17 protein-coding genes and 1 pseudogene are annotated in these 19,365 nt (G+C 59.8%); 6 read left to right on the top strand and 12 right to left on the bottom strand.

Features of this window, described 5'->3' with window-relative positions; translation table 11 throughout:
- The 3 genes and pseudogenes from AC1DJO_RS19575 to AC1DJO_RS19565 form a co-directional block, all read right to left on the bottom strand.
- Window positions 1–1,234, bottom strand: a pseudogene (locus AC1DJO_RS19575) (hypothetical protein); the annotation flags it as partial.
- Window positions 1,235–1,969: 735 nt separating this feature from the next.
- Entirely contained in the window at window positions 1,970–2,107 is a 138-nt protein-coding gene (locus AC1DJO_RS19570) for a hypothetical protein (RefSeq protein WP_199628999.1), read from the bottom strand.
- A gap of 137 nt (window positions 2,108–2,244) precedes the next feature.
- Entirely contained in the window at window positions 2,245–3,924 is a 1,680-nt protein-coding gene (locus AC1DJO_RS19565) for a sulfatase-like hydrolase/transferase (RefSeq protein ID WP_477972545.1), read from the bottom strand.
- 264 nt (window positions 3,925–4,188) lie between these two features.
- On the opposite strand from AC1DJO_RS19565, the gene AC1DJO_RS19560 reads away from it, so the two are divergent.
- Together AC1DJO_RS19560 and AC1DJO_RS19555 are read left to right on the top strand one after the other, a co-directional pair.
- On the top strand, window positions 4,189–4,386 hold the full coding sequence (locus AC1DJO_RS19560; RefSeq protein ID WP_112385546.1) for a CrpP-related protein: 198 nt from the start codon (window positions 4,189–4,191) through the stop codon (window positions 4,384–4,386).
- A gap of 177 nt (window positions 4,387–4,563) precedes the next feature.
- Window positions 4,564–5,091: a hypothetical protein gene (locus AC1DJO_RS19555; protein WP_112385547.1), complete on the top strand. Its 528-nt coding sequence runs from the start codon at window positions 4,564–4,566 to the stop codon at window positions 5,089–5,091.
- Window positions 5,092–5,096: 5 nt separating this feature from the next.
- On the opposite strand, the gene AC1DJO_RS19550 is transcribed toward AC1DJO_RS19555, so the two are convergent.
- Window positions 5,097–5,786 (bottom strand): hypothetical protein, encoded by a 690-nt coding sequence (locus AC1DJO_RS19550; protein WP_477972543.1) that lies wholly within the window; start codon window positions 5,784–5,786, stop codon window positions 5,097–5,099.
- 167 nt (window positions 5,787–5,953) lie between these two features.
- Here AC1DJO_RS19550 and AC1DJO_RS19545 point away from each other — a divergent pair, with 167 nt between their 5' ends.
- Window positions 5,954–6,511: a fused DSP-PTPase phosphatase/NAD kinase-like protein gene (locus AC1DJO_RS19545; RefSeq protein ID WP_477950268.1), complete on the top strand. Its 558-nt coding sequence runs from the start codon at window positions 5,954–5,956 to the stop codon at window positions 6,509–6,511.
- A 60-nt stretch (window positions 6,512–6,571) separates the two neighbouring features.
- Entirely contained in the window at window positions 6,572–7,078 is a 507-nt protein-coding gene (locus tag AC1DJO_RS19540; RefSeq protein ID WP_112385550.1) for an MgtC/SapB family protein, read from the top strand.
- 275 nt (window positions 7,079–7,353) lie between these two features.
- On the opposite strand, the gene AC1DJO_RS19535 is transcribed toward AC1DJO_RS19540, so the two are convergent.
- Window positions 7,354–7,590 (bottom strand): hypothetical protein, encoded by a 237-nt coding sequence (locus AC1DJO_RS19535; protein WP_310297013.1) that lies wholly within the window; start codon window positions 7,588–7,590, stop codon window positions 7,354–7,356.
- 399 nt (window positions 7,591–7,989) lie between these two features.
- Between AC1DJO_RS19535 and AC1DJO_RS19530 the strand changes: the two genes are divergently transcribed.
- Window positions 7,990–9,087, top strand: a complete 1,098-nt coding sequence (locus AC1DJO_RS19530) for a DUF475 domain-containing protein (RefSeq protein ID WP_477940683.1) — start codon at window positions 7,990–7,992, stop codon at window positions 9,085–9,087.
- 101 nt (window positions 9,088–9,188) lie between these two features.
- Here AC1DJO_RS19530 and AC1DJO_RS19525 read toward each other — a convergent pair whose 3' ends face one another.
- The 6 genes from AC1DJO_RS19525 to AC1DJO_RS19500 all read right to left on the bottom strand — a co-directional run bounded on the left by AC1DJO_RS19525 (window position 9,189) and on the right by AC1DJO_RS19500 (window position 16,842).
- Complete coding sequence (locus tag AC1DJO_RS19525) at window positions 9,189–9,356, bottom strand: hypothetical protein (protein WP_310297006.1); 168 nt, start codon at window positions 9,354–9,356, stop codon at window positions 9,189–9,191.
- Window positions 9,357–9,533: 177 nt separating this feature from the next.
- A complete protein-coding gene (locus AC1DJO_RS19520) occupies window positions 9,534–11,363 on the bottom strand; it encodes a methyl-accepting chemotaxis protein (RefSeq protein ID WP_477972541.1) in 1,830 nt (609 codons plus the stop codon).
- 273 nt (window positions 11,364–11,636) lie between these two features.
- Window positions 11,637–13,154 (bottom strand): tripartite tricarboxylate transporter permease, encoded by a 1,518-nt coding sequence (locus AC1DJO_RS19515; protein WP_112516787.1) that lies wholly within the window; start codon window positions 13,152–13,154, stop codon window positions 11,637–11,639.
- Window positions 13,155–13,166: 12 nt separating this feature from the next.
- The gene (locus AC1DJO_RS19510; protein ID WP_112516788.1) at window positions 13,167–13,658 is read right to left on the bottom strand and encodes a tripartite tricarboxylate transporter TctB family protein; all 492 of its coding nucleotides are present in this window, start codon (window positions 13,656–13,658) and stop codon (window positions 13,167–13,169) included.
- Window positions 13,655–14,599 carry a Bug family tripartite tricarboxylate transporter substrate binding protein gene (locus AC1DJO_RS19505; protein WP_112385556.1) on the bottom strand — a complete coding sequence of 315 codons (945 nt, stop codon included), beginning with the start codon at window positions 14,597–14,599 and terminating at the stop codon, window positions 13,655–13,657. The genes AC1DJO_RS19510 and AC1DJO_RS19505 overlap by 4 nt, the downstream gene beginning before the upstream one ends.
- A 314-nt stretch (window positions 14,600–14,913) precedes the next feature.
- A complete protein-coding gene (locus tag AC1DJO_RS19500; protein WP_477972539.1) occupies window positions 14,914–16,842 on the bottom strand; it encodes a methyl-accepting chemotaxis protein in 1,929 nt (642 codons plus the stop codon).
- 418 nt (window positions 16,843–17,260) lie between these two features.
- Between AC1DJO_RS19500 and AC1DJO_RS19495 the strand changes: the two genes are divergently transcribed.
- Window positions 17,261–18,292 carry an acetylxylan esterase gene (locus AC1DJO_RS19495; RefSeq protein ID WP_112385557.1) on the top strand — a complete coding sequence of 344 codons (1,032 nt, stop codon included), beginning with the start codon at window positions 17,261–17,263 and terminating at the stop codon, window positions 18,290–18,292.
- Here the strand turns inward: AC1DJO_RS19495 and AC1DJO_RS19490 are convergent.
- Complete coding sequence (locus AC1DJO_RS19490; RefSeq protein ID WP_112385558.1) at window positions 18,207–19,271, bottom strand: ABC transporter substrate-binding protein; 1,065 nt, start codon at window positions 19,269–19,271, stop codon at window positions 18,207–18,209. The two genes, AC1DJO_RS19495 and AC1DJO_RS19490, sit on opposite strands and share 86 nt — an antisense overlap.
- Window positions 19,272–19,365: the final 94 nt, after the last annotated feature.

Raw genomic sequence — 19,365 nt, 5'->3', positions numbered from 1 at the left:
CATCGTCGGTCAGCTTCGTCACGTTCGTGGCGCTAAAGCCCGCAACCTGCGCAGCCGTCAGCAGAGCGCTCTGGCCTGCGGTGATACCGGCAACCTGATCGGCGGTCATCGCCGTGATCTGGCTTGCCTTCAGACCAGCAACAGCAGCACTGCTGAGCTTGCCGATCTGACCGGCGGTCAGGCCGCCGATCTGGTCGTTGGTGAGCGCGCCGACCTGGGCAGCCGACAATGCGCCGATCTGATCGTCGGTGAACTTGGCAAGCTGGCCAGACGTGAAGGCGGTGATCTGCTTGGTCGTGACCTGCTTGAGCTGGTCGGTGCTGAGCTTGCCGACCTGGCTTTCGCTGAGGACAGCGATCGCTTCGTTCTTCAGACCAGGGATTGCCTTGGCGGCCAGACCAGCAACTGCATCGTCGGTCAGCTTGGTGATGTTCGTGGCGCTGAAGCCCGCAACCTGCGCGGCGCTCAGCAGAGCGCTCTGGCCTGCAGTGATACCGGCAACCTGATCGGCGGTCATCGCTGTGATCTGGCTTGCCTTGAGACCAGCGACAGCGGCGTTGCTGAGCTTGCCGATCTGACCGGCGGTCAGGCCACCAATCTGGTCGTTGGTGAGCGAGCCGACCTGGGCTGCCGACAATGCGCCGATCTGATCATCGGTGAATTTGGCAAGCTGGCCAGACGTGAAGGCGGTGATCTGCTTGGTCGTGACCTGCTTGAGCTGGTCGGCGCTGAGCTTGCCGATCTGGTCATCGCTGAGCACGGCGATTGCTTCGTTCTTCAGGCCGCCGATTGCCTTTACGCCGATGGCGCCGACTTCGTCAGCCGAAAACTTTTTGATGTCGTCAGCGCTGATCGAGCCGATCTGCGTCGCGTTCAGGCCCTTGATCTGGTCGGCTGTAAGGCCTTCGATCTGATCCGGGGTAAGAGCAGCAATCTGCGTGGCGCTGAACGCCGCGATCTGGGCGTTTCCGAGAGCACCGATCTTCGTGGCATCGAGTGCAGCAAGCAGTTCCGGCTTCAGGCCTGCGATAGCGGTCGTCGAAATCGCGCCGAGCTGTGTGGAATCGAGCGCTTCGATATCTTCGGCCTCGAGGGCAGATATCTGGTCTTTGTTGAAAATCTTGAGCTGATCTGCGGAAAGCGTTGCGACATCCTCAGCCGAGAACGCCTTGATGGTCTTTGCAGACAGAGCTTTGATCTGGGTATTAGAAAGAGAGGAAACGATCGAGGTCATGAAATTTCCCTTGCACTGGCGTTAGCGGTGACGGTGTCTTTCGTCTCGCATCCCGGTAGCAAAAGCTGGCGCGCTCCAAGCCATAGCCGGAGGGTTCGCGCCGTGCACACTGCATGGCCGAGACGCATAGACAAAATATTTCGGAAGACATCGCTCGAGGGAGCTAATGTTTAGGACAAGGCATCATGCGCACGGTGCTTAAAGCAACCGTTTCCTAAACCTCGACATTCGACAGGACCAAACCCGAACATCGTTGAGCCTAGACGAAGGGATTCGTCATTGACCGAGGGAAGAATTATGCTGGAAGCACTAATTATAAGTTAATGTACCATTATTGCCGTTAAGTTATGTGTCGTTTCGAGATACAAGAAAGCGGAAAATCACCCTTTATTCACGGCGCGGTCCCAGAACAGACAGATCGCTGCCGGCAGCAGCTACGAATCAAAACCAGGCAAGACCTTATTCTGCGTGGATTGCTGATGATCTCGGAGAAAAACGCACCGCGCTTACCCGCGAAGCAGCAAATGACTTGAATAACAGCCATTTCAACTATCCGCGGAAGTCTATCGCGCTGTTTGTGAAGGCCCGCCCAAGACGCGTTTGCAGTGCCACCAGCGACACTGAAGAATTGTGCCCGATGCCAGCACAATAAAAACCCACCCCGCAGGGCAGCGTATCATTTACGCCACCACCCTGCATAAAGGCTTGCCCCCAAGCCTGCCCTTTACGCCCAACTCACTTCGTAAGCGATGCGTCTTCGGTTATCGTCGTTGCTGCGGTTTGCAAGTACGGGGTCTCAGGAATGGATGCGATGAAGAACATCGTAAACGCATAGACTGAGAACAGCGTCAGAGCCGCGGTCAATCGAATCATGCACTATCTCCTTATTCACAAGGAGGAGTGTGCGCCACTCTGTGCTTTTCCCAAACAGTTTTCTGAACGGCAGATGAACAAAAACTTGTTATGGGCAATTTTAACGATATTTTTACAACATTAGAGATGAAGAAAACTCACCGCAAAACCAGCATTCCGGCGTTCGCCCGCATGCTGAGATGGGCATCGACAAGGCTTCTTTCCGGGCAGGTATGATACCGCCCGCCACATGTCTTACGCAGCGATTGCAGGTCCCGGATCAATGGCGACGACGGCAATTGCGCTGCTTCTGCAAGCGCTGACGACAAAAAGCCGATATCGAGCGGCCGCGCGAACGGCGCCATATCAACGGGCGTGCCGAAGCCGTGAATGCTGACGAAGGTGCGGTAGGCGATCGAGCGGAAGTCGGAGAGCATGGGCTCACCCGCAAGTGATTCTTCGACGAAAGGGCGGGTCGCTTCGGATTGGTGATCGCCATATTCCATCACAACAGTGCCGCGGCTGCCCGGGGAGACGCGCAGGCTATCGATGAACGATGCGACTTCCCTGCGGGCGGCAATGACGCGCCGAACATATTCGTTAGCCTTGGCATCGTCGGAATACTTCGCCTCGGCGACCAGGGAAGACGGCACGATCGGCTTGTCGTAGGGACCATGCGTCATCATCGTCTGAATCGCGATCAGCAGCGGCCGGTCGTCCTTCGCGCGCTCCTCGGCGATGATCTTCCGGGCAAAATCGAAATACGGCCGGTCATCCTCCGCTTCAGCTTTGGTGCCGATCGCCTTCATGTCATAAATGTCCTGGAAGCCGATCGACGTCAGGAAGGGTCCTTCGTTGACGAAGTTGTATTCCATCGGCATGACGGTCACGGTGCGGTAGCCGCATTTGGCGAGCGTCTCCGGAAAGCTGCCCTTGATCTTGTCGACCATCAGCTGCGTCACATAGGATGACTGCCAGCCGAAATCCGTCGCCGACAGCCCGGTCATCACAGCAAAGTTGGTAACCCAGGTGCCACCGCCATAGGTCTCGACATAAAGCGGACGAACAACGCCGTCCTGCGAGCGGAACGACGCCAGCGTTTCTGCCGGGGCGTTGATTTGCGGAAAGTTCGCGAGGTCCGTCTGGCTTTCGCTGAGCACCAGAACGACGTCGGGGCGCTTCGTGCCGCAATCCACAGAGGCATCCATCGCCCGCATCTCGGCTGCTTCGACGTGATTGGATAGCTCAATCCTGCCGAATGGATAGCGGATGTCAGCGAGCGAGATGAAAAAAGACGATGCGTTGTAGCCGGAAATGTAGGGCAGGTAGGCTGGCTGATCGGCGACCGCAGGCGGGAAGGTCAGATAGGTCAAGGGCAGAACCGCCGCCAGGCCAGCCGCGCGCCACCTGACCTTCAGCCGCAGAGGACTGTCGAAAGCAAAGATCAGGGCAAGGCATGCGATGACCGCGAGAAGGATGCAGATCGCCGGGATCAGAATGCCCGTGTAGTTTGACGCGAGGAAACTCACCGCGGATTTGTCGGCGCCGGTGAAGATCAGATCATAGTAGTGAAGCGCAAAACCTTTGAGGTCGTATTTGACCAGCGAAGCCAGCGCGATCAGCACAACAACCGAACCCGCCGCATAGAGCGAGAATGCATATCGCCGCGAGACCAGAAACAGGGCCGCAGCAATGACGAGCGTGATTGAAAACGTATAAGGCATGAAGCGCCAGCGCGTGTCGAGATAGCGGACCAATGCGAAGAAGAGCGCGGCCGCCATCAGCAGGCAAACCGGGTGCAAGATAAGCCGGACGGCTTTCGCAAATATACCGCGCATCGAAACCCCTCATATAAGCACTGTCGGATTTATAATTGCGGTACGCGCGTGTATCCATTCGATTGTCGCGTTAGGGTTAAATTCAGGAATGAAATAGCTGCCAGAAGTAGCACTGATCCGCTCGCGCGTGCGCATTTCGCGTCAAGAGACCGTCCTGATTAATCCTGTGAATAATGGGGATGACGCTGGCATTTCTGGACATTAGCAAATGGAAATGTTTCCTTAACCCTGTCGGCTGAGGGGCCGGCGGTTGAGGGCGCGCATATGGAAATCGAAGAGCTGCTGAACATGCAGGAGCGAGGCATTCGTGACCGCATCCTGGGCTACAGGCTGAGCGACAACCCTATGTCACACCCGGAATTCATGCCCATTTGGGACGCTGCGGCCCTTGAAGTCTGGTATGCGCGTTATGAGGCGTGGCGTTTCGGCTGGTCGATGGAAGACGCCAACCGGCGGCACTGAGAAGATAAAGAGGGCGGCTGCCGCCAAGGCGCCCCCGCTTCCTGGAACGGGCCGCGATCCCCTGTAGCGGCCCGTTTCACTTTTTGGGGCGCTTCAGGGTTGCGCGCGGCAAAATTCCGACACACAACCATGCCAGTCACAAAGTCTGACCAGCAGCATGACAGGACCCCTGAACTCATGAGACGACTGATTATTGCCGCAGCAGCACTGTCTGCAGCGACCCTTTCTTCTTCAGCCTATGCCCAAACCCAGAACTTCCCAAGCGCCGGTGTGACGACCCTTGCCGGACGATGCTCCAAGCTCGTCGTCGGCAAGCTCGATGTATCCAAGCCGTGCAAGAACGAGCTGGCCGCCGTGGCGCTGCCGAATGGCGATGTCACCTTCATCTTCACGGCGCAGGGCAAGATGCTGGGCTTCCAGGGCGACGGCAAGGCGATCAAGCCGGCCTCCAACGGAAATGCACGGATCCCTCTGACCATGGTGACGACGGGCGTCGGCCAGAAGATGACGGGTGAGGTCAAGGTTGCAGGCAGCTGCACCTTCGGCAATCCCTATGGCGGCAAGCCGGTTGCCATCGAATGCACGGCCGAGAGCAAGGACAGCACCTTCGCTGCGACCTTCCAGACCAACGGCAAGACACCCGTGCAGCCGGCACCTGCCGCGGCACCCGCAACGCCGCAGCCAAAGCCCGCCAAGCAGAAGTGATCAGATCAGGCGCACCAGGCGCCGTTTGCGCCTGGCTTGCGCGCCAGCCCCTCGGTGGTCAGCTGGGCGCCGAAGGAACGTCCGTCCCGTGAGATGACCCTTGGAGCGCCGCCATTGGCGCCCTTGCCGGCCGCGTTCATGGCGAACGGCCCAGCGTTCAAAAGCTTGAAAAGCCGCGATTTGGCAGCAAAGCCGAGGCGCCGCTCGTTTTCGCAGCGCGCCGCCGAAACATCCGGAAGAACGGCATCGGCAACGACGATCTTCTCGCCCTTGTACCAGAAGACGCCGCCGTCGCCGACGCAATTGACGTGTTCGCCCTGCCCACAATAGCCGAAGGTGGCGCTGCCGCTCAGCACGTCTGCGGGCGATGCCTTGACTGGCTGAGCCGCCGGCACCGGAATGGTTGCCGGTGGCAAGGGACGCTGCGGCTGCACCGTCGTCACCGCCATCTGCTTCGGCTCTGGCCTTGCGGCAGGCGCCTTCGGTGCGTCCGGGCGGATCGCGGCAGTGATCATCGAAGCGTCAGGAGCCTTTGCCAGCATCGGCTTGACTGTCTTCCAATTGTCGTAGGTGGCAATACCGCCGACGGCGAGAAGACCGATCATCGCCCATGGCATGATGCCGCCGCCGCGGCTCGCGCCCCTGCCCCGTCCCGATGGTTTGCGGCTGCGGCCGCGCGTCGCTGTCTTCGCCATAGATCCGAATCCCGTGAGGCCCGGATTATTGGACGGCAATCCTTTCCGAAAGGTTGGCGCCGGGAGCCCGTGGCTTCCACTACACATTTTTTCCGGATAGGGTGGCGCCGGTCACATCGAGCCCCCATTTGGGTGGTTGGACGGACGCCAGATCGATCGGTGTAAGTATGCGTTATTTTCGTTTTATCGCTTGGCCAGCTTCTGTGGCACTCGGATTGGCAGCCTTGATCGGTGCCCATGCGGCGCTCGGACAGGCAACCGGCAATTTTCACGAGGTCATTGCAGGCGAGCTTTACCGGTCGGCGCAGCCAAGCGGCGAAGACATCCAGGCATACGCGTCGCGCTATCACATCCGTACGATCCTCAATCTTCGCAACGAAAAGCGCACCGGCTGGTACCGCGATGAATCGGCAGCCGCCGCAGACAGCGGCATCACGCTGATCGATTTTCCGATGTCGTCATCCAAAGAACTGCCGATCGAGGAGGCGCAGAAGCTCGCCAAGATCATGGCAGACGCGCCCAAGCCGCTTCTTATTCACTGCGAACACGGCGCCAACCGCACAGGCCTTGCCTCAGCGATCTATGTCGGCGCGGTCAAGAAGATGAGCGAATCTGCCGCTGAGTTCCAGCTCAGCCCCTACTACGGAAACTTCGCCATCAAGGGCCTCAGCCGCTACGCGATGTACAGCTCCTGGGACAAATACGAAGAAACGATCGGCTTCTGACGCGAACAAAGCGGCGGCGGTTGCGTTAGTCAGCGAATTCACCGCTGGAGAACCGCTTCCATGGACCTCGTCCTCGCCGATATGTTTCCGGAATCCCGCATCCACTACCCCGTCATCTTCGCCCGCCTTTTCGGTGCCATCCTCCTCGGCGGCCTGATCGGCTTCGAACGCGAAGCACGCGATCACCCGGCCGGCTTTCGAACGCATATTCTCGTCAGCCTTGCGGCCGCCCTCTTCGCGATCATCTCGATCGAGGCTGTGCACATGCCGGGCTTTACCGATGATCCGCAGGTTCGCATCGACCCGTTACGCGTCATCGAGGCGGTAACGGCGGGTGTTGCCTTCCTGGCTGCCGGGATGATCGTATTCTCCCGCGGCCGGGTCAAAGGCCTGACGACGGGTGCCGGCATGTGGCTTTCGGGCGGAATCGGCCTTGCGACCGGTTTCGGCTATTGGCCGATCGCGGTCTTTGCGACGGTTGCCGCCGTCTGTGTGCTCTACGCCTTCGGGAAGATCGAAAAGAAACTTGGAAGTGATCAGGGTTCAAAGAGCAACGGCGAGCAATAAGAACGCAAAAACGCCCGGCAATACCGGGCGTCTGATCGTCTTCCATGAATTATCGCGCGTTTACGGATTCGGAACGCGAGGGTTTCGACCCTGCAAATGCTGCGTTCCAGCTCTTGGATTCACTCTTGCCGTCCTTCTCCGAGGCTATGCGGACTGCCTGCCATTCTTCTTCGTGCTTGAGCGAAATGTCCTGCGGCACAAGATTTGTCTTCATTCGTGTCTCACCTGTCGTTCTTGAAAGCTGTTCGCGAAGTCGCAAATTCCGGTAGCCCGGCCTATTTGTCTTTGGCCTTTGCGGCGTCGGCTGCGATCTCAGGACCGCCGCGCGACAGATCGCTGCCGCTCATATGGGCGGGCACATGAACGTCATGCCTCGGGGACTGCGGCAGCGTCAGATCGACCTGATGCGGCGGCAGCACCTGCGCCTTTTGCATCCGGTTGGGCTTCGCCCGCTTCATGCGGTCGGCAGCCTCGGTTCGCTTGTCGGGGGAGTGGGTCGAAGTCTGCATCATCGGCCTCCTTTTTGATCGCGCCCGCGATCATCCTGATCGCTCAACCTCATCCAAACGGGCGAGCCTGGGGATGGTTCCAAAGAAAGTCAGGCTGCAATCATCCGGCCCCTCTTGACTGCCTGCACAAGTTGATTACCTAAGCGTTTGTCCGTCGTCGCAGAGATGTGCGTGGTTGCCCCCCATGCGGAAACATCGGCGACGGATAAACACTGGTGCCGGGCCCCTCTGGCGAGAGTTTTTACGGCGCTCTCGTGATGTCGGTACCGCCTGCAAAGAGCCGGCGGATTTTCAATCGATGAAAAAGCTCCCCATGCCTTTCGCGCATGCCCGTTCTGGCATGCCGCGTTCTTCCACCACACCCACGTTCAAAAACGATGTCCGCGCCAAAGAGGTGCGGCCATGAACCAGTCTCCCAGTCAAACTTCGACCCTCGGATATTTCCGCTGGTCCTTCATCGTCACTGCCATCGGCCTGGCACTCGGCGCCATTCTCGGCTGGCAATCGACGGGCACGATCGGCGGTATGGCGACCGTCTTCTTCATCTGCGCGGTGCTTGCCGTGCTGGAGATTTCGCTTTCTTTCGACAACGCCATCGTCAATGCCAACAAGCTGAAAGAGATGACGCCGGTCTGGCAGCACCGCTTCCTGACCTGGGGCATCATCATCGCCGTCTTCGGCATGCGCATCGTCTTCCCGCTGGCAATCGTCGTCATCGCAGCCGGTATCGGCCCGATCGACGCGATCATCCTCGCGGCTCGCGAACCGGCCGAATATGCCCGCATCATGAATGACGCCCACCTGCCGATCGCAGCCTTCGGCGGCACCTTCCTGATGATGGTCGGCCTCTCCTACTTCTTCAACAATGAGAAGGACGTGCACTGGCTCGGCTCACTGGAGCGGATGATGTCGCGCGGCGCGGCGATCAAGGGCATCGAGATCGCCGTCGTTCTCCTGCTCATCCTGCTCTTCTCGTCGCTTCTGGAAGGCGAGGAAGCCACCACCTTCGTCTATAGCGCCATCTACGGCCTCGTGACGTTCCTGGCTGTCGAAGTCATCGGCGGCCTGCTGGATGCCTCGCAGCGGGCGATGAGCGAGGCGGCACGCGGCGGCCTCGGCGCCTTCATCTATCTGGAAGTGCTGGATGCAAGCTTCTCGTTCGACGGCGTCATCGGCGCTTTCGCGTTGACGCAGAACCTTTTCATTATCGCGATCGGCCTCGGCATCGGCGCTATGTATGTGCGCTCGATGACGATCATGCTCGTCGAAAAGGGAACGCTAACGGAATACCGCTATCTGGAACACGGCGCGTTCTACGCGATCCTGATCCTGGCGGTGATCATGTACGTGCAGACGCTATATCACATCCCTGAGGTCATTACCGGCCTTGGCGGCGCCACGCTGATCGGCATCTCGCTCTGGTCCTCGATCCGCCATAACCGGCGCGAGGCCTTGGAGGCACCGGCCCACAGCCATGGCGCGGAACGCGTCGAGGCCTAGTAAACAGGACTGCGGCGGGGCAAGCCGCAGTCATCAAGACAAAAATAAAGCCCGCGACCAACCGGTTGCGGGCTATTTTCATGCGTTGGTTTCAGCGGCTGTTAGCGGCGGATGTGATCGAACACATCGGCATCGATACCGAGCACCTTCAGGTGGCGGCCCTGCGGACGGCGGCCTGCATCGACTGCGGCGCTGACTGCATTTGCGGCACCGATAACGGCGAAGGCACGGCCGAGGAAACCTTCACGAATGGACTTCACGTAAGACATTGTCTTTCTCGCTTTAGCTTCATTATTGACTGCTTACATATGATGCAGCGCAGCATCTACCACAAGTCGCGGAAATTCAGCGCTGCCATGCAAAAATGCCTGAACAGAGGGCAAAACGCAAAAGCCCGGCCTTGTGAGGCCGGGCTCGCTTCATCTTTAAGCTGTCTTATGAGCGCGTCAGGCGGCGCGGGCGCGCCCAGGCATATAGCCTTGCTGGACGCCTGATTGCCCAAGCTTGAAGCGGGCGATCAGATCGCGAAGGCGGCCGCTTTCATGCGCCAGCGTGGCACCGGCCGCACTCGTTTCCTCGACCATCGCTGCATTCTGCTGCGTGACCTGATCCATCTGGTTGACCGCGGTATTCACTTCCGTGAGGCCGAGCGACTGCTCGCGGGTCGATGTCGCGATCGCTTCCATGTGCTGGTTAATGGTGACGACATAGTCACCGATCGCCGTCAGCGCATTGCCCGTTTCGCGAACCAGACGTACACCTGCTTCGACTTCGCCGGTCGACGCGCTGATCAGCGCCTTGATCTCGCGCGCGGCCTGCGCCGAGCGCTGCGCCAGTTCACGCACTTCCTGCGCGACAACCGCAAAGCCCTTGCCGGCCTCGCCTGCACGCGCCGCTTCGACACCAGCGTTCAGGGCCAGAAGGTTGGTCTGGAAGGCGATATCGTCGATGACGCCGATGATGTTGGAGATCTGGCTCGAAGACTGTTCGATCCGCTCCATCGCATGGACCGCATCCGACACAACGGCGCCGGACTTGGACGCGCTCTGATTTGCCTGAACCGCAACCGCCCTCGCCTCATCCACACGCTTGGACGAATTGGCAACGTTGGTGGTGATCTCGTCGAGAGCCGCCGCCGTCTCTTCGAGCGACGAAGCCTGACGCTCCGTGCGCTGAGACAGGTCATTGGCGCTCTGACTGATCTCGCGGCTGCCGCTGTCGATCGACGAGGCGCTGGAGGATACGGAACGCAGCACATCGGCAAGCTGCGTGATCGAGGTGTTGAAGTCCTGACGAAGAGCTTCGAAATCCGGAGCGAAGGGCTGGTCCAGCTGGAACGACAGATCGCCCGCCGCCAGATGCTTCAGACCATTTCCGAGGCCGGAGGTCGCCTGGCGCATCTGCTCGGCCTTCACGCGATCGCTTTCGGCCGCGCGAAGACGCTGCTCTTCCGTCAGGTGGCGCTGTTGCTCGCCTTCGCGTTCGAGGCGCTTGTTGGCAAGCGCGTTCGTGCGGAACACTTCGACGGCCGACGCCATGTCGCCGATTTCGTCCGAACGTCCCGAGAAGGGGATGGCCGCCTCATCGTTGCCACCCGCGAGAACCTTCATCGACGTCGTGATGGCTTCGATCGGCCGGGCAATGCCGGTAATCGCAAAGATGACGGCCGCAATCAGAATGGCAGCGCATCCAGCGATCAGCGCGAAGGTCATGAACAGTGTCGACTGGAAGAGGCTGGCGCCTTCCAGGTGGATTTTTTCCGAGCTCGCGGTATTGAAGTCGAGCAGGTCGTTCAGGTATCCGGCGGCCTTGGCCATCCTGGCCTGCATATCGCCCGAAAGCAGTGCCTTCGCTTCGCCATCCTTGCCGGCTGCCGAAAGCGCCACCATCTGCTGCGCGGCCTGCTTGTAGTCGGCAATGCCGCCTTCGATCGCCTTGATCAGTTCCGCGCCCTTGGCGGTGGTGATCAGCGGCCGGTATTTGTCGATTTGCTTGGCTAGCGCGTCGTTACGGTCGGCGATCAGCGCCTCGGCTGCCTTCATCTCCTCAGGCGTGCCTGCAAGAATATGTGTCGAATAGGCATTGTCGAGACGGTAGAAAGCGCTCTCGATGCTCTTGCCGGTCGCGATTTTCGGGATCCAGTTGGAAGCGATCACCTCGGTCTGGCCATTCAGCGTGCTCATGCCGCTGATCGACATCCAGGCAAGCAATCCGAACATGAGGGCGATAACAGCGAAGATCGCTGACAATAGCATTTTGATGCGGGGGCGTTTCATCTCGGTATCCTGAAAATTTAAAGTCGCAAGTATTCGATTTGAGCAATATGGGAAGACGAAGCCGTGCCGCGTCAAATCCAATACAATTGTCTCTAGATACGCACCGACGGATTAAAGCTGCATTAACCCAACAAAACACTTTTCATCTATTAATTGTAGAAACAACGAGCGCGGGAATTTCTTCAACGCTCCGCATTTCTGTCTCATCAAACGGAAAAACCGGCCCGTTTGCACGGGCCGGCTCACAGGTAGGGGTTGGATGCCGTCTTTTTGTTAGTCTTCGTTTGCGGCGAGCTGGGAAAGGACCTGCCCCCGTCCGCGCAAGCGAAGGATCAGCGGAATGATGAATGCCGCGGCAGCGACAAGCAGCAGGCCGGCTGCGATCGGCGACATGACGAGGGTCGTCAGATCGCCCTGGCTGATCGCCAAGGCCCGGCGCAACTGCTGCTCGGCAAGCGGCCCGAGGATCAGGCCGACGACGACAGGCGCGATCGGATAGCCGAACAGGCGCATGACGTAGCCGAGAATGCCGAAGGCCAACAGCATGCCGAGCTCGAATACCGACGGATTCGCACCGATCGTTCCGAGCGTGGCAAACAGCAGGATGCCCGCATAGAGCCACGGCTTGGGGATCGTCAGCAGACGCACCCAGAGACCGATTAGCGGCAGGTTGAGAACCAGCAGCATGGCATTGGCGAGCAACAGGCTGGCGATCAGGCCCCAGACGAGCTGCGGGTTGGTGGCAAACAGCAGCGGACCCGGCTGCAGACCATACTGCTGGAAACCGGCGAGCATGATCGCGGCGGTCGCAGACGTCGGCAGACCGAGCGTCAGCAGTGGCACGAGGGTACCGGCAGCCGAAGCATTGTTGGCGGCCTCAGGACCGGCAACGCCCTCAATGGCACCCTTTCCGAACTCTTCCGGGTTCTTGGAAAGGCGCTTTTCGGTCGCGTAGGACAGGAAGGTACCGATTTCAGCACCACCGGCCGGCATCGCGCCGATCGGAAAGCCGATCACGGTTCCGCGTAGCCAGGCCTTCCAGGAACGGCTCCAATCTTCAGCCGTCATCCAGAGCGAGCCCTTCACGGCCTCGACCTTGTCGGCCACCTTGTCACCCTGAGCGGCGATATAGAGCGTTTCGCCGATGGCAAACATGGCGACAGCAAGCGTCGTCACTTCGATGCCGTCGAGAAGATCCGGGATGCCGAAGGAGAGACGCGCCTGGCCGGTCTGCTGGTCGATGCCGACCATGGCGAGCGCAAAGCCGATGAACAGCGACGTCAGACCGCGCAACGCCGAGTCTCCGAAGGCGGACGAGACGGTGACGAAGGCGAGTATCATCAGCGCAAAATATTCGCGCGGACCGAAGACCAGCGCCAGCTTGACGATGTAGGGCGCGATGAAGGCGAGGCCGAGAGTGGCGATCAGGCCGGCGACGAAGGAGCCGATGGCAGCTGTGGCAAGTGCCGGACCGCCGCGTCCGGCGCGGGCCATCTTGTTGCCCTCGAGCGCGGTGACGATCGACGAGCTTTCGCCTGGCGTGTTAAGAAGGATCGAGGTCGTCGAGCCGCCATACATGCCGCCGTAATAGATGCCGGCAAACATGATCAGCGAGCCGCCCGGATCGAGCTTGTAGGTGGCCGGAAGCAGCAGCGCGACGGTCAGCGCCGGGCCGATGCCCGGGAGAACGCCGACAGCGGTGCCGAGCATGACGCCGATGAAGGCGAAGAGCAGGTTCATCGGCTGAAATGCGACAGCCAGACCCTGCAGAAGGAATTCGAAAGTGCTCATGGGGGCTGCACCTTAGAAGAACAGATGTTCAAGCCAGCCGGCAGGCAGCGTCAGCTGCAGCAGCTTGGCGAAGATCACCCATACGATGAAACTCAGGACGATGCCGACCGGGATCGAGATCCACAGCTGGCGCTTGCCGAAACCGCGCGCGGTCAGGGCGAAGAGCAGGCCCGTCGCGATCGAGAACCCTGCGATACGCAGGAAGATCATCTGACAGGCAAGACCGGCAATCACCCAGAGAACGGGTGGTACTTCCTGCTTTTCGCGCTCGGGAAATTCACCACGCCAGGCTTCGGCAACGGTCCAGAGACCGAGAGCCGCCAGGCCGAAGGCGACGAATTCCGGCACGGTCGATGGGCCGATACGGTCATACTGTGCGATGGCGCTGAGATGAGAGGCATCCCAGAACATGATGCCAGCAATGGCGAAAAGAAAGACGGCAATAGCCAGCGCCGCCCAATCAGGGCGGCGCTTCGTTGCCGAGGGGGTGTTGCCCTCAATCATTTTACCAGTCCGATATCTTTGAGGATGCTTTCGGTCGAAGCGACGTCCTTGTCGAGCTGAGCCTTGAAGTCATCGCCCGAGAGGTAGGTGTCTGCCCAACCCTTGGTCTTCAGCACTTCCTGCCAGGCAGCAGACTTATGCAGCTTTTCGACGTCAGCCGAAATCGCCTTGACTTCTTCGTCCGTCAGACCGGGAGCCGCGGCAACCATGCGCCAGTTCTGAATGGTCACATCGGTACCGGCTTCCTTCAGCGTCGGTGCATCGATGCCGTCGAGGCGGGCATCGCTCGAGACGGCGAGCAGGCGCAGCGTGCCAGCCTTAACCTGCGATTCGAATTCGCTGTAGCTGGAAATACCGGCGGTGACCTGGCCACCGAGGATAGCAGCAAGCGCTTCGCCGCCACCCGAGAAGGCAACGTAGTTGACCTTGGTCGGATCGACGCCCGATGCCTTGGCGATCAGGCCAGCCGTGATGTGGTCGGTACCACCGGCAGAACCACCGCCCCAGGACACAGCGCCGGGATCAGCCTTCAGCTTGGTGACGAGATCAGCAAGTGTCTTGATGTCAGACGAGGCAGGAACGACGACGGCTTCGTATTCGCCGGTCAGACGGGCGATCGGCGTAACGTCCTTGAGGGTCACGGCCGACTTGTTGGTCAGTAGCGCGCCGACCATGACATAGCCGCCGACGATCAGGGCGTTCGGGTTCCCGGCGCTCTGGTTGGCAAACTGCGCGAGGCCGATGGCGCCGCCAGCGCCCGGAACGTTCTGTACCTGGACGTTGCCGGAAATGCCTTCCTGCTGCAGCACGGTCTGCAGCGAACGGGCCGTCTGGTCCCAGCCGCCGCCCGGTGCTGCCGGAGCGATGATGGTGTAATCGGCCGCAGCGGCCGGCAGCGCGATGGCTGCTGCGAAGAGAGTGGCAATAAATGTATGTTTCAAGACGTGTCCTCCTTGAGCGCGGATAGATGCCGCGTCATTGCTGTCAGGGATCGGGGAACACGCCACTGGCGAACGAGCGATCGATCGCGCGTGAACGGCAAGTCCTCCCGAAACTTCCTCCGCCTCCACGGAGAAGAAGTGTCCGAACGCACCACAAGAAGCTGTCATTTAGCTGACACCGGCCACACATCCAGAGGCTGATGACACTTTTTTGCCGCAATTTCGCTCGGCATCGCCGGAAACGAAAGCGGCCGGTCCGCATTTCCGCGGACCGGCCGTAAGGTCATCCTGTGCTGAAAATCTGCCTTTGCGGCTTAGAATTCAGACCATTCCTGTTGCACGGCAGCGTTGCCGTGGCTGCGATAGACCGGCGCCGGTGCCCGCGGAGCACTACGAGCCATCGCAGACGCGGTGCGGCGCAGGGCTTCCACGTCCGAAGACGAGGCATGATGGCTTTCGCCCGACAGCTTGAAATTGGCGATCAGGTCGCGAAGGCGGACGGCTTCGGTGGCGAGTGTCGCGCTGGCCGCATTGGTTTCCTCGACCATCGCGGCGTTCTGCTGGGTCACCTGGTCCATCTGGTTGACGGCGCTGTTGACTTCGCTCAGTCCGGTGGACTGCTCACGCGAGGACGTCGCGATCGCATCCATGTGCTGGTTCATCGAGACGATCAGGTTCTCAATCGTCTTCAACGCATCGCCGGTTTCGCGAACCAGCTGAACGCCGCCCTGCACTTCGACCGAAGAATTGCGGATCAGGTCCTTGATCTGCTTGGCAGCTTCCGCCGAGCGCTGGGCGAGCTCGCGGACTTCCTGTGCAACGACCGCAAAGCCCTTGCCGGCTTCACCGGCACGCGCCGCCTCGACGCCGGCATTCAGAGCCAGAAGGTTAGTCTGGAAGGCAATCTCGTCGATGACGCCGATAATGCTGGAGATCTGGTTTGAAGACTGCTCGATCTTCTGCATGGCGTTGACGGCGTTGGAAACCACCTGGCCGGATCGTGCCGCACTCTCATTCGCCTGGATAGCAACCTGGCGGGCCTCGTCAGCGCGCTTGGAGGAGTTCGAGACATTGACCGTGATCTCGTCGAGTGCCGCAGCGGTTTCTTCGAGCGAGGCGGCCTGCTGTTCGGTGCGCTTCGACAGATCGTCGGCGCCGCTGCCGATTTCGCGGGTGCCCGTGTCGATCGCACCGGCCGACGAAGCGATGGACTTCATTGTGTTGCCGAGCTGCATGACGGCATCGTTCAGATCCTGACGCAGCGGCTCGAAATCAGGTGCGAAGGCGTCGTTGAGCTGGAAGCTCAGATCGCCGGCGGCCAGCCGCTTGAGGCCAGAAGCCAGACCGGCCGTTGCCTCGACCAGGCGTGTCTGTGCGGCGGCTTCGGCTTCGCGGGTCAGACGGGCGCGATCAGCCTCGGCCTGCACGCGGCTTGCTTCCGCATCGCTCTGCAGCTTGATGTTCTCGATCGCCGCCTGACGGAAAATCTCGACGGCCTTTGCCATCTCGCCGATCTCATCGCCGCGATGGGCATCAGCAATCGTCAGATGCGTGTCGCCATTGGCAAGCGAACGCATCGCGCCGGTGATGCGGCCGATGGCATTGGCGATACCGGCAATGCCGAAATAGGCTGCACCGCAGACGAGCAGCGCGCTGACGCCGAGAATGACGCTGAGCAGCAGAAGCGTGCGGCTGAACTCCGAACGGTTTTCGGCAGCGGCGCTGGCAGCCAGGGCCTGGTTGGACTTCACCACCTTGTCGACGCTTGCCGCCAGTTCGTCGGCGATCGGACCGAGATCCTTGTCGAAGGCATCGATTGCCTTCTGCTTTTCGCCGGCCTTAACGAGAGCGATCAGATTGTCGCCAGCCGCAACATATTTCGAGGACGTATCGTCGATCGAGGTGAAGGCCTCACGCTCGGCGTCGGTATTGACCTGATCCTTGAAGTCGGCGACGGCTTTCAGGAGAGCCGCCTGCTTGGTCTTGATCTTCTTCACGAAGCCATCGGCACCACCTTCCGTACGGCCCATGACGTAATCGCCGTATGAACCACGCAGCGAGTAACGTGCGAGCTGGATGTCGTTTGCCTTGGACACGCCGGGCAGATAGCTGGTCGCAAAATCGTCGGCGTTCTCGTTGAACGTGCTCAGGCTGCGCAGCGAAATATAGCCCGTCAGGGCAAACAGGATGGCGATCAGCGAGAATATGCCGATCATCGATGCTTTGACGTTGGGACGCTTCATGAAAAGAACCTCTGAAAAGGGGAACCGGGCATCCACGATGCATAGCTCCTGGCAGTGTGGTGAGAATTGGCTTGCAGCATCATGCCGCCCGCACGGCCGTTCGGGACGACGCCGCGCCTGTCGTTTCATAGTGAGAATAACCACCGGTTTTCGATTAATTTTCGCTAAATGCCGACTAGAAAATTTGACAATGAAAACAACGAAATTTGTAAAAAGAGATGTAAAGAACAGCATTTTCGGATGATTTCAGATGAACTAAGTTTTTCTTACTTCATGAGTAAAATTTTCTTCTGCAGAAACAGCATCAACATTTCATATTTCGAATACTCTCAAGTAGTGTCGAGGCAGCGGAAAGAAGCCTCGCTGCCACAACGAAACCACGCTTGCGCCGCCGCCGCTTTCGGGAAAAGAATGTCGCATGACCATCCCGCGCGCGCACCCGTTTCATTTCGACCCAACCTATGGCGCCACTTTGCCGGCGCTGGAATCGATCCGTCCGCCGGCAGCGCCGGATGGTTTCGATGCGTTCTGGAATGCGCGATACGCAAAGGCGATCAACGCCGATCCCAAACCCTCGCTCTCCCGCAGCGAGCTGCAGCATGCGGACTGGAATGTCCTCGATATCTCCTATGCATCGACGGACGGAGTCGCGATCGGCGGCTGGCTGCTGCTGCCGAAGCGAAGCGCGATCAAGCGCGGCCTGGTGGTTGGCCATGGCTACGGCGGACGCGATCAGCCGGAATTCGACGTGCCTGTGGAAGAGACCGCCGTCCTGTTCTTCTGCGCCCGCGGCATGTCGCGAAGCGCCCACCCGCCAATTCCCTCAGAGGCCAGCGGCCATGTGCTTCATGGCATCGAGAGCCGCGACAGCTATGTGATCGGCGGCTGCGTCGAGGATATCTGGCTGGCCGTCTCGGCGTTGATCGAACTCTATCCTTGGCTGGAAGGCCGCATCGGCTATTCAGGTGTCAGTTTCGGCGGCGGGCTGGGTGCCCTGGCGATCCCGTTCGACACGCGGATCGATCGTGGCTTTCTCGCCGTTCCGACCTTCGGGAATCGCCCGCTCTGGCTGCGGTTGCCGACGGTTGGCAGCGCTGATTCCGTGCAGCAATATCAGCGCAAGCACGGCAGTGTGCTTGAAACGCTGCGCTTCTTCGATGCGGCAACGGCTGCAACACGCATCAAGGTGCCAATGCTGGTCGCCGCAGCGCGTTTCGATCCCGCCGTCGCGCCACCCTGCCAGTTCTCGGTTGCCAATGCCTTGGCTGGATCCAAGGAGATCTTCGTTCTCGATGCCGGTCACTTCGACTATGACGGTGCCGCCGAACAGAACGAAGAGCTGCGCGCTAAGGTCGCCCTATTCTTCACTGCCGGCGCAGAACCTCATTCCAATGCGCAATCAGCCGCGCCCGCTTCACCTGATCGAGATAGACCATCAATCCCGGACTGACGGGAACCGGCTTCAGCTGGGCGCCAAGCAGTTCCTGCATTGTATTGGCGGTATTGTCGCCGGCAACTTCTGGACTGACGGCCGGGATTTGCAGTTCGCGCGCCATGATCGTCTGCCCCTGCTTCGACATGAAGAAGGACAGATATTGCCGCCCAAGTTCCGGATCGGCAGCGGCCTGCGGCACAAGACCGATGCGCGACATGACGACCGTATAGTCCTTCGGCAAAACGATGCCGACATCGGGATGGCGCGCCGCCCAGTCCGCCGCATAGGAGCCGAGGATATTGTACCCGAGCACGAAGCGGCCGTCAGCGACGCGCTCCAGGATCGCCGAGCTTGTGGAATAGAGCTTGACGCCCGCCGCCCCCATCGCCCCGATCACCGACCATATATCACCGAACTGTTCCTGGTCGCGCGCCATGAACAGGAAGCCGACGCCGGAGCGCTCAATGTCATAGGTACCGATCCGGCCATAGACGCTGTTTCCCTTGCGCTTCAGGTAATCGACGAACTCGGCTCGCGAGGATGGCACCGGCTCATGTACGAAACTCGGCTTGTGATAGACGAAGACGGCCGGCTCGAAGGTCAGCGCATAGGCGGTATTGCGCCAGTTCGCCCATTTCGGCCACTGCCCGCTCATCGGCAGGTTGCTCACCTGCGCATAGCCGTCGTTCGACAGCTTTACCTGCAGGTCCATGGCGGACGAGAAGGCAAAGTCGGCAGTCTTCTTGCCGGCATCGGTCTCCCGCACGATGCGATCGTAGATCTCCCCCGTCAGCATGTCCTCATAGCGGATCGCCACATCGGGATTGCCATCCTGGAAGCCTGTGATCATCGGCTTGGCCAAAGGCTCGTCGAGTGACGAATAGACGGTCAGCACCCGCGCATCCGCCTTTCCGGATTTCGACGGGTAGAAGGTCTGGTTGCCATAGGCAAAGCCCGGACAGAGCATCAGTAAAAGTATGAAAAGTCTCCTCATCCGAAAAGGATTGCATGCGTCGAAAGGAGGAGCAAGCGTGAGCCTCGCCGCAGCTCAAGCAAAATTGCCGGCCTACCGCGACAAAAACTATAAA

The sequence above is a fragment of the Rhizobium sp. 05N430 genome (assembly GCF_056396985.1).
The sequence above is the reverse complement of the archived record's forward strand: the minus strand, read 5'-3'. Positions and strand labels throughout refer to the sequence as shown.

Bases quoted from the DNA above. Each gene is read 5' to 3' on its own strand.
- AC1DJO_RS19560 (WP_112385546.1), top strand. From the start codon at position 4,189: ATGGAAATCGAAGAGCTGCTGAACATGCAGGAGCGAGGCATTCGTGAC.
- AC1DJO_RS19535 (WP_310297013.1), bottom strand. From the start codon at position 7,590: ATGATGCAGACTTCGACCCACTCCCCCGACAAGCGAACCGAGGCTGCC.
- AC1DJO_RS19555 (WP_112385547.1), top strand. From the start codon at position 4,564: ATGAGACGACTGATTATTGCCGCAGCAGCACTGTCTGCAGCGACCCTT.
- AC1DJO_RS19495 (WP_112385557.1), top strand. From the start codon at position 17,261: ATGACCATCCCGCGCGCGCACCCGTTTCATTTCGACCCAACCTATGGC.
- AC1DJO_RS19490 (WP_112385558.1), bottom strand. From the start codon at position 19,271: ATGAGGAGACTTTTCATACTTTTACTGATGCTCTGTCCGGGCTTTGCC.
- AC1DJO_RS19500 (WP_477972539.1), bottom strand. From the start codon at position 16,842: ATGAAGCGTCCCAACGTCAAAGCATCGATGATCGGCATATTCTCGCTG.
- AC1DJO_RS19525 (WP_310297006.1), bottom strand. From the start codon at position 9,356: ATGTCTTACGTGAAGTCCATTCGTGAAGGTTTCCTCGGCCGTGCCTTC.
- AC1DJO_RS19515 (WP_112516787.1), bottom strand. From the start codon at position 13,154: ATGAGCACTTTCGAATTCCTTCTGCAGGGTCTGGCTGTCGCATTTCAG.
- AC1DJO_RS19570 (WP_199628999.1), bottom strand. From the start codon at position 2,107: ATGATTCGATTGACCGCGGCTCTGACGCTGTTCTCAGTCTATGCGTTT.
- AC1DJO_RS19565 (WP_477972545.1), bottom strand. From the start codon at position 3,924: ATGCGCGGTATATTTGCGAAAGCCGTCCGGCTTATCTTGCACCCGGTT.
- AC1DJO_RS19545 (WP_477950268.1), top strand. From the start codon at position 5,954: ATGCGTTATTTTCGTTTTATCGCTTGGCCAGCTTCTGTGGCACTCGGA.
- AC1DJO_RS19510 (WP_112516788.1), bottom strand. From the start codon at position 13,658: ATGATTGAGGGCAACACCCCCTCGGCAACGAAGCGCCGCCCTGATTGG.
- AC1DJO_RS19550 (WP_477972543.1), bottom strand. From the start codon at position 5,786: ATGGCGAAGACAGCGACGCGCGGCCGCAGCCGCAAACCATCGGGACGG.
- AC1DJO_RS19540 (WP_112385550.1), top strand. From the start codon at position 6,572: ATGGACCTCGTCCTCGCCGATATGTTTCCGGAATCCCGCATCCACTAC.
- AC1DJO_RS19520 (WP_477972541.1), bottom strand. From the start codon at position 11,363: ATGAAACGCCCCCGCATCAAAATGCTATTGTCAGCGATCTTCGCTGTT.
- AC1DJO_RS19530 (WP_477940683.1), top strand. From the start codon at position 7,990: ATGAACCAGTCTCCCAGTCAAACTTCGACCCTCGGATATTTCCGCTGG.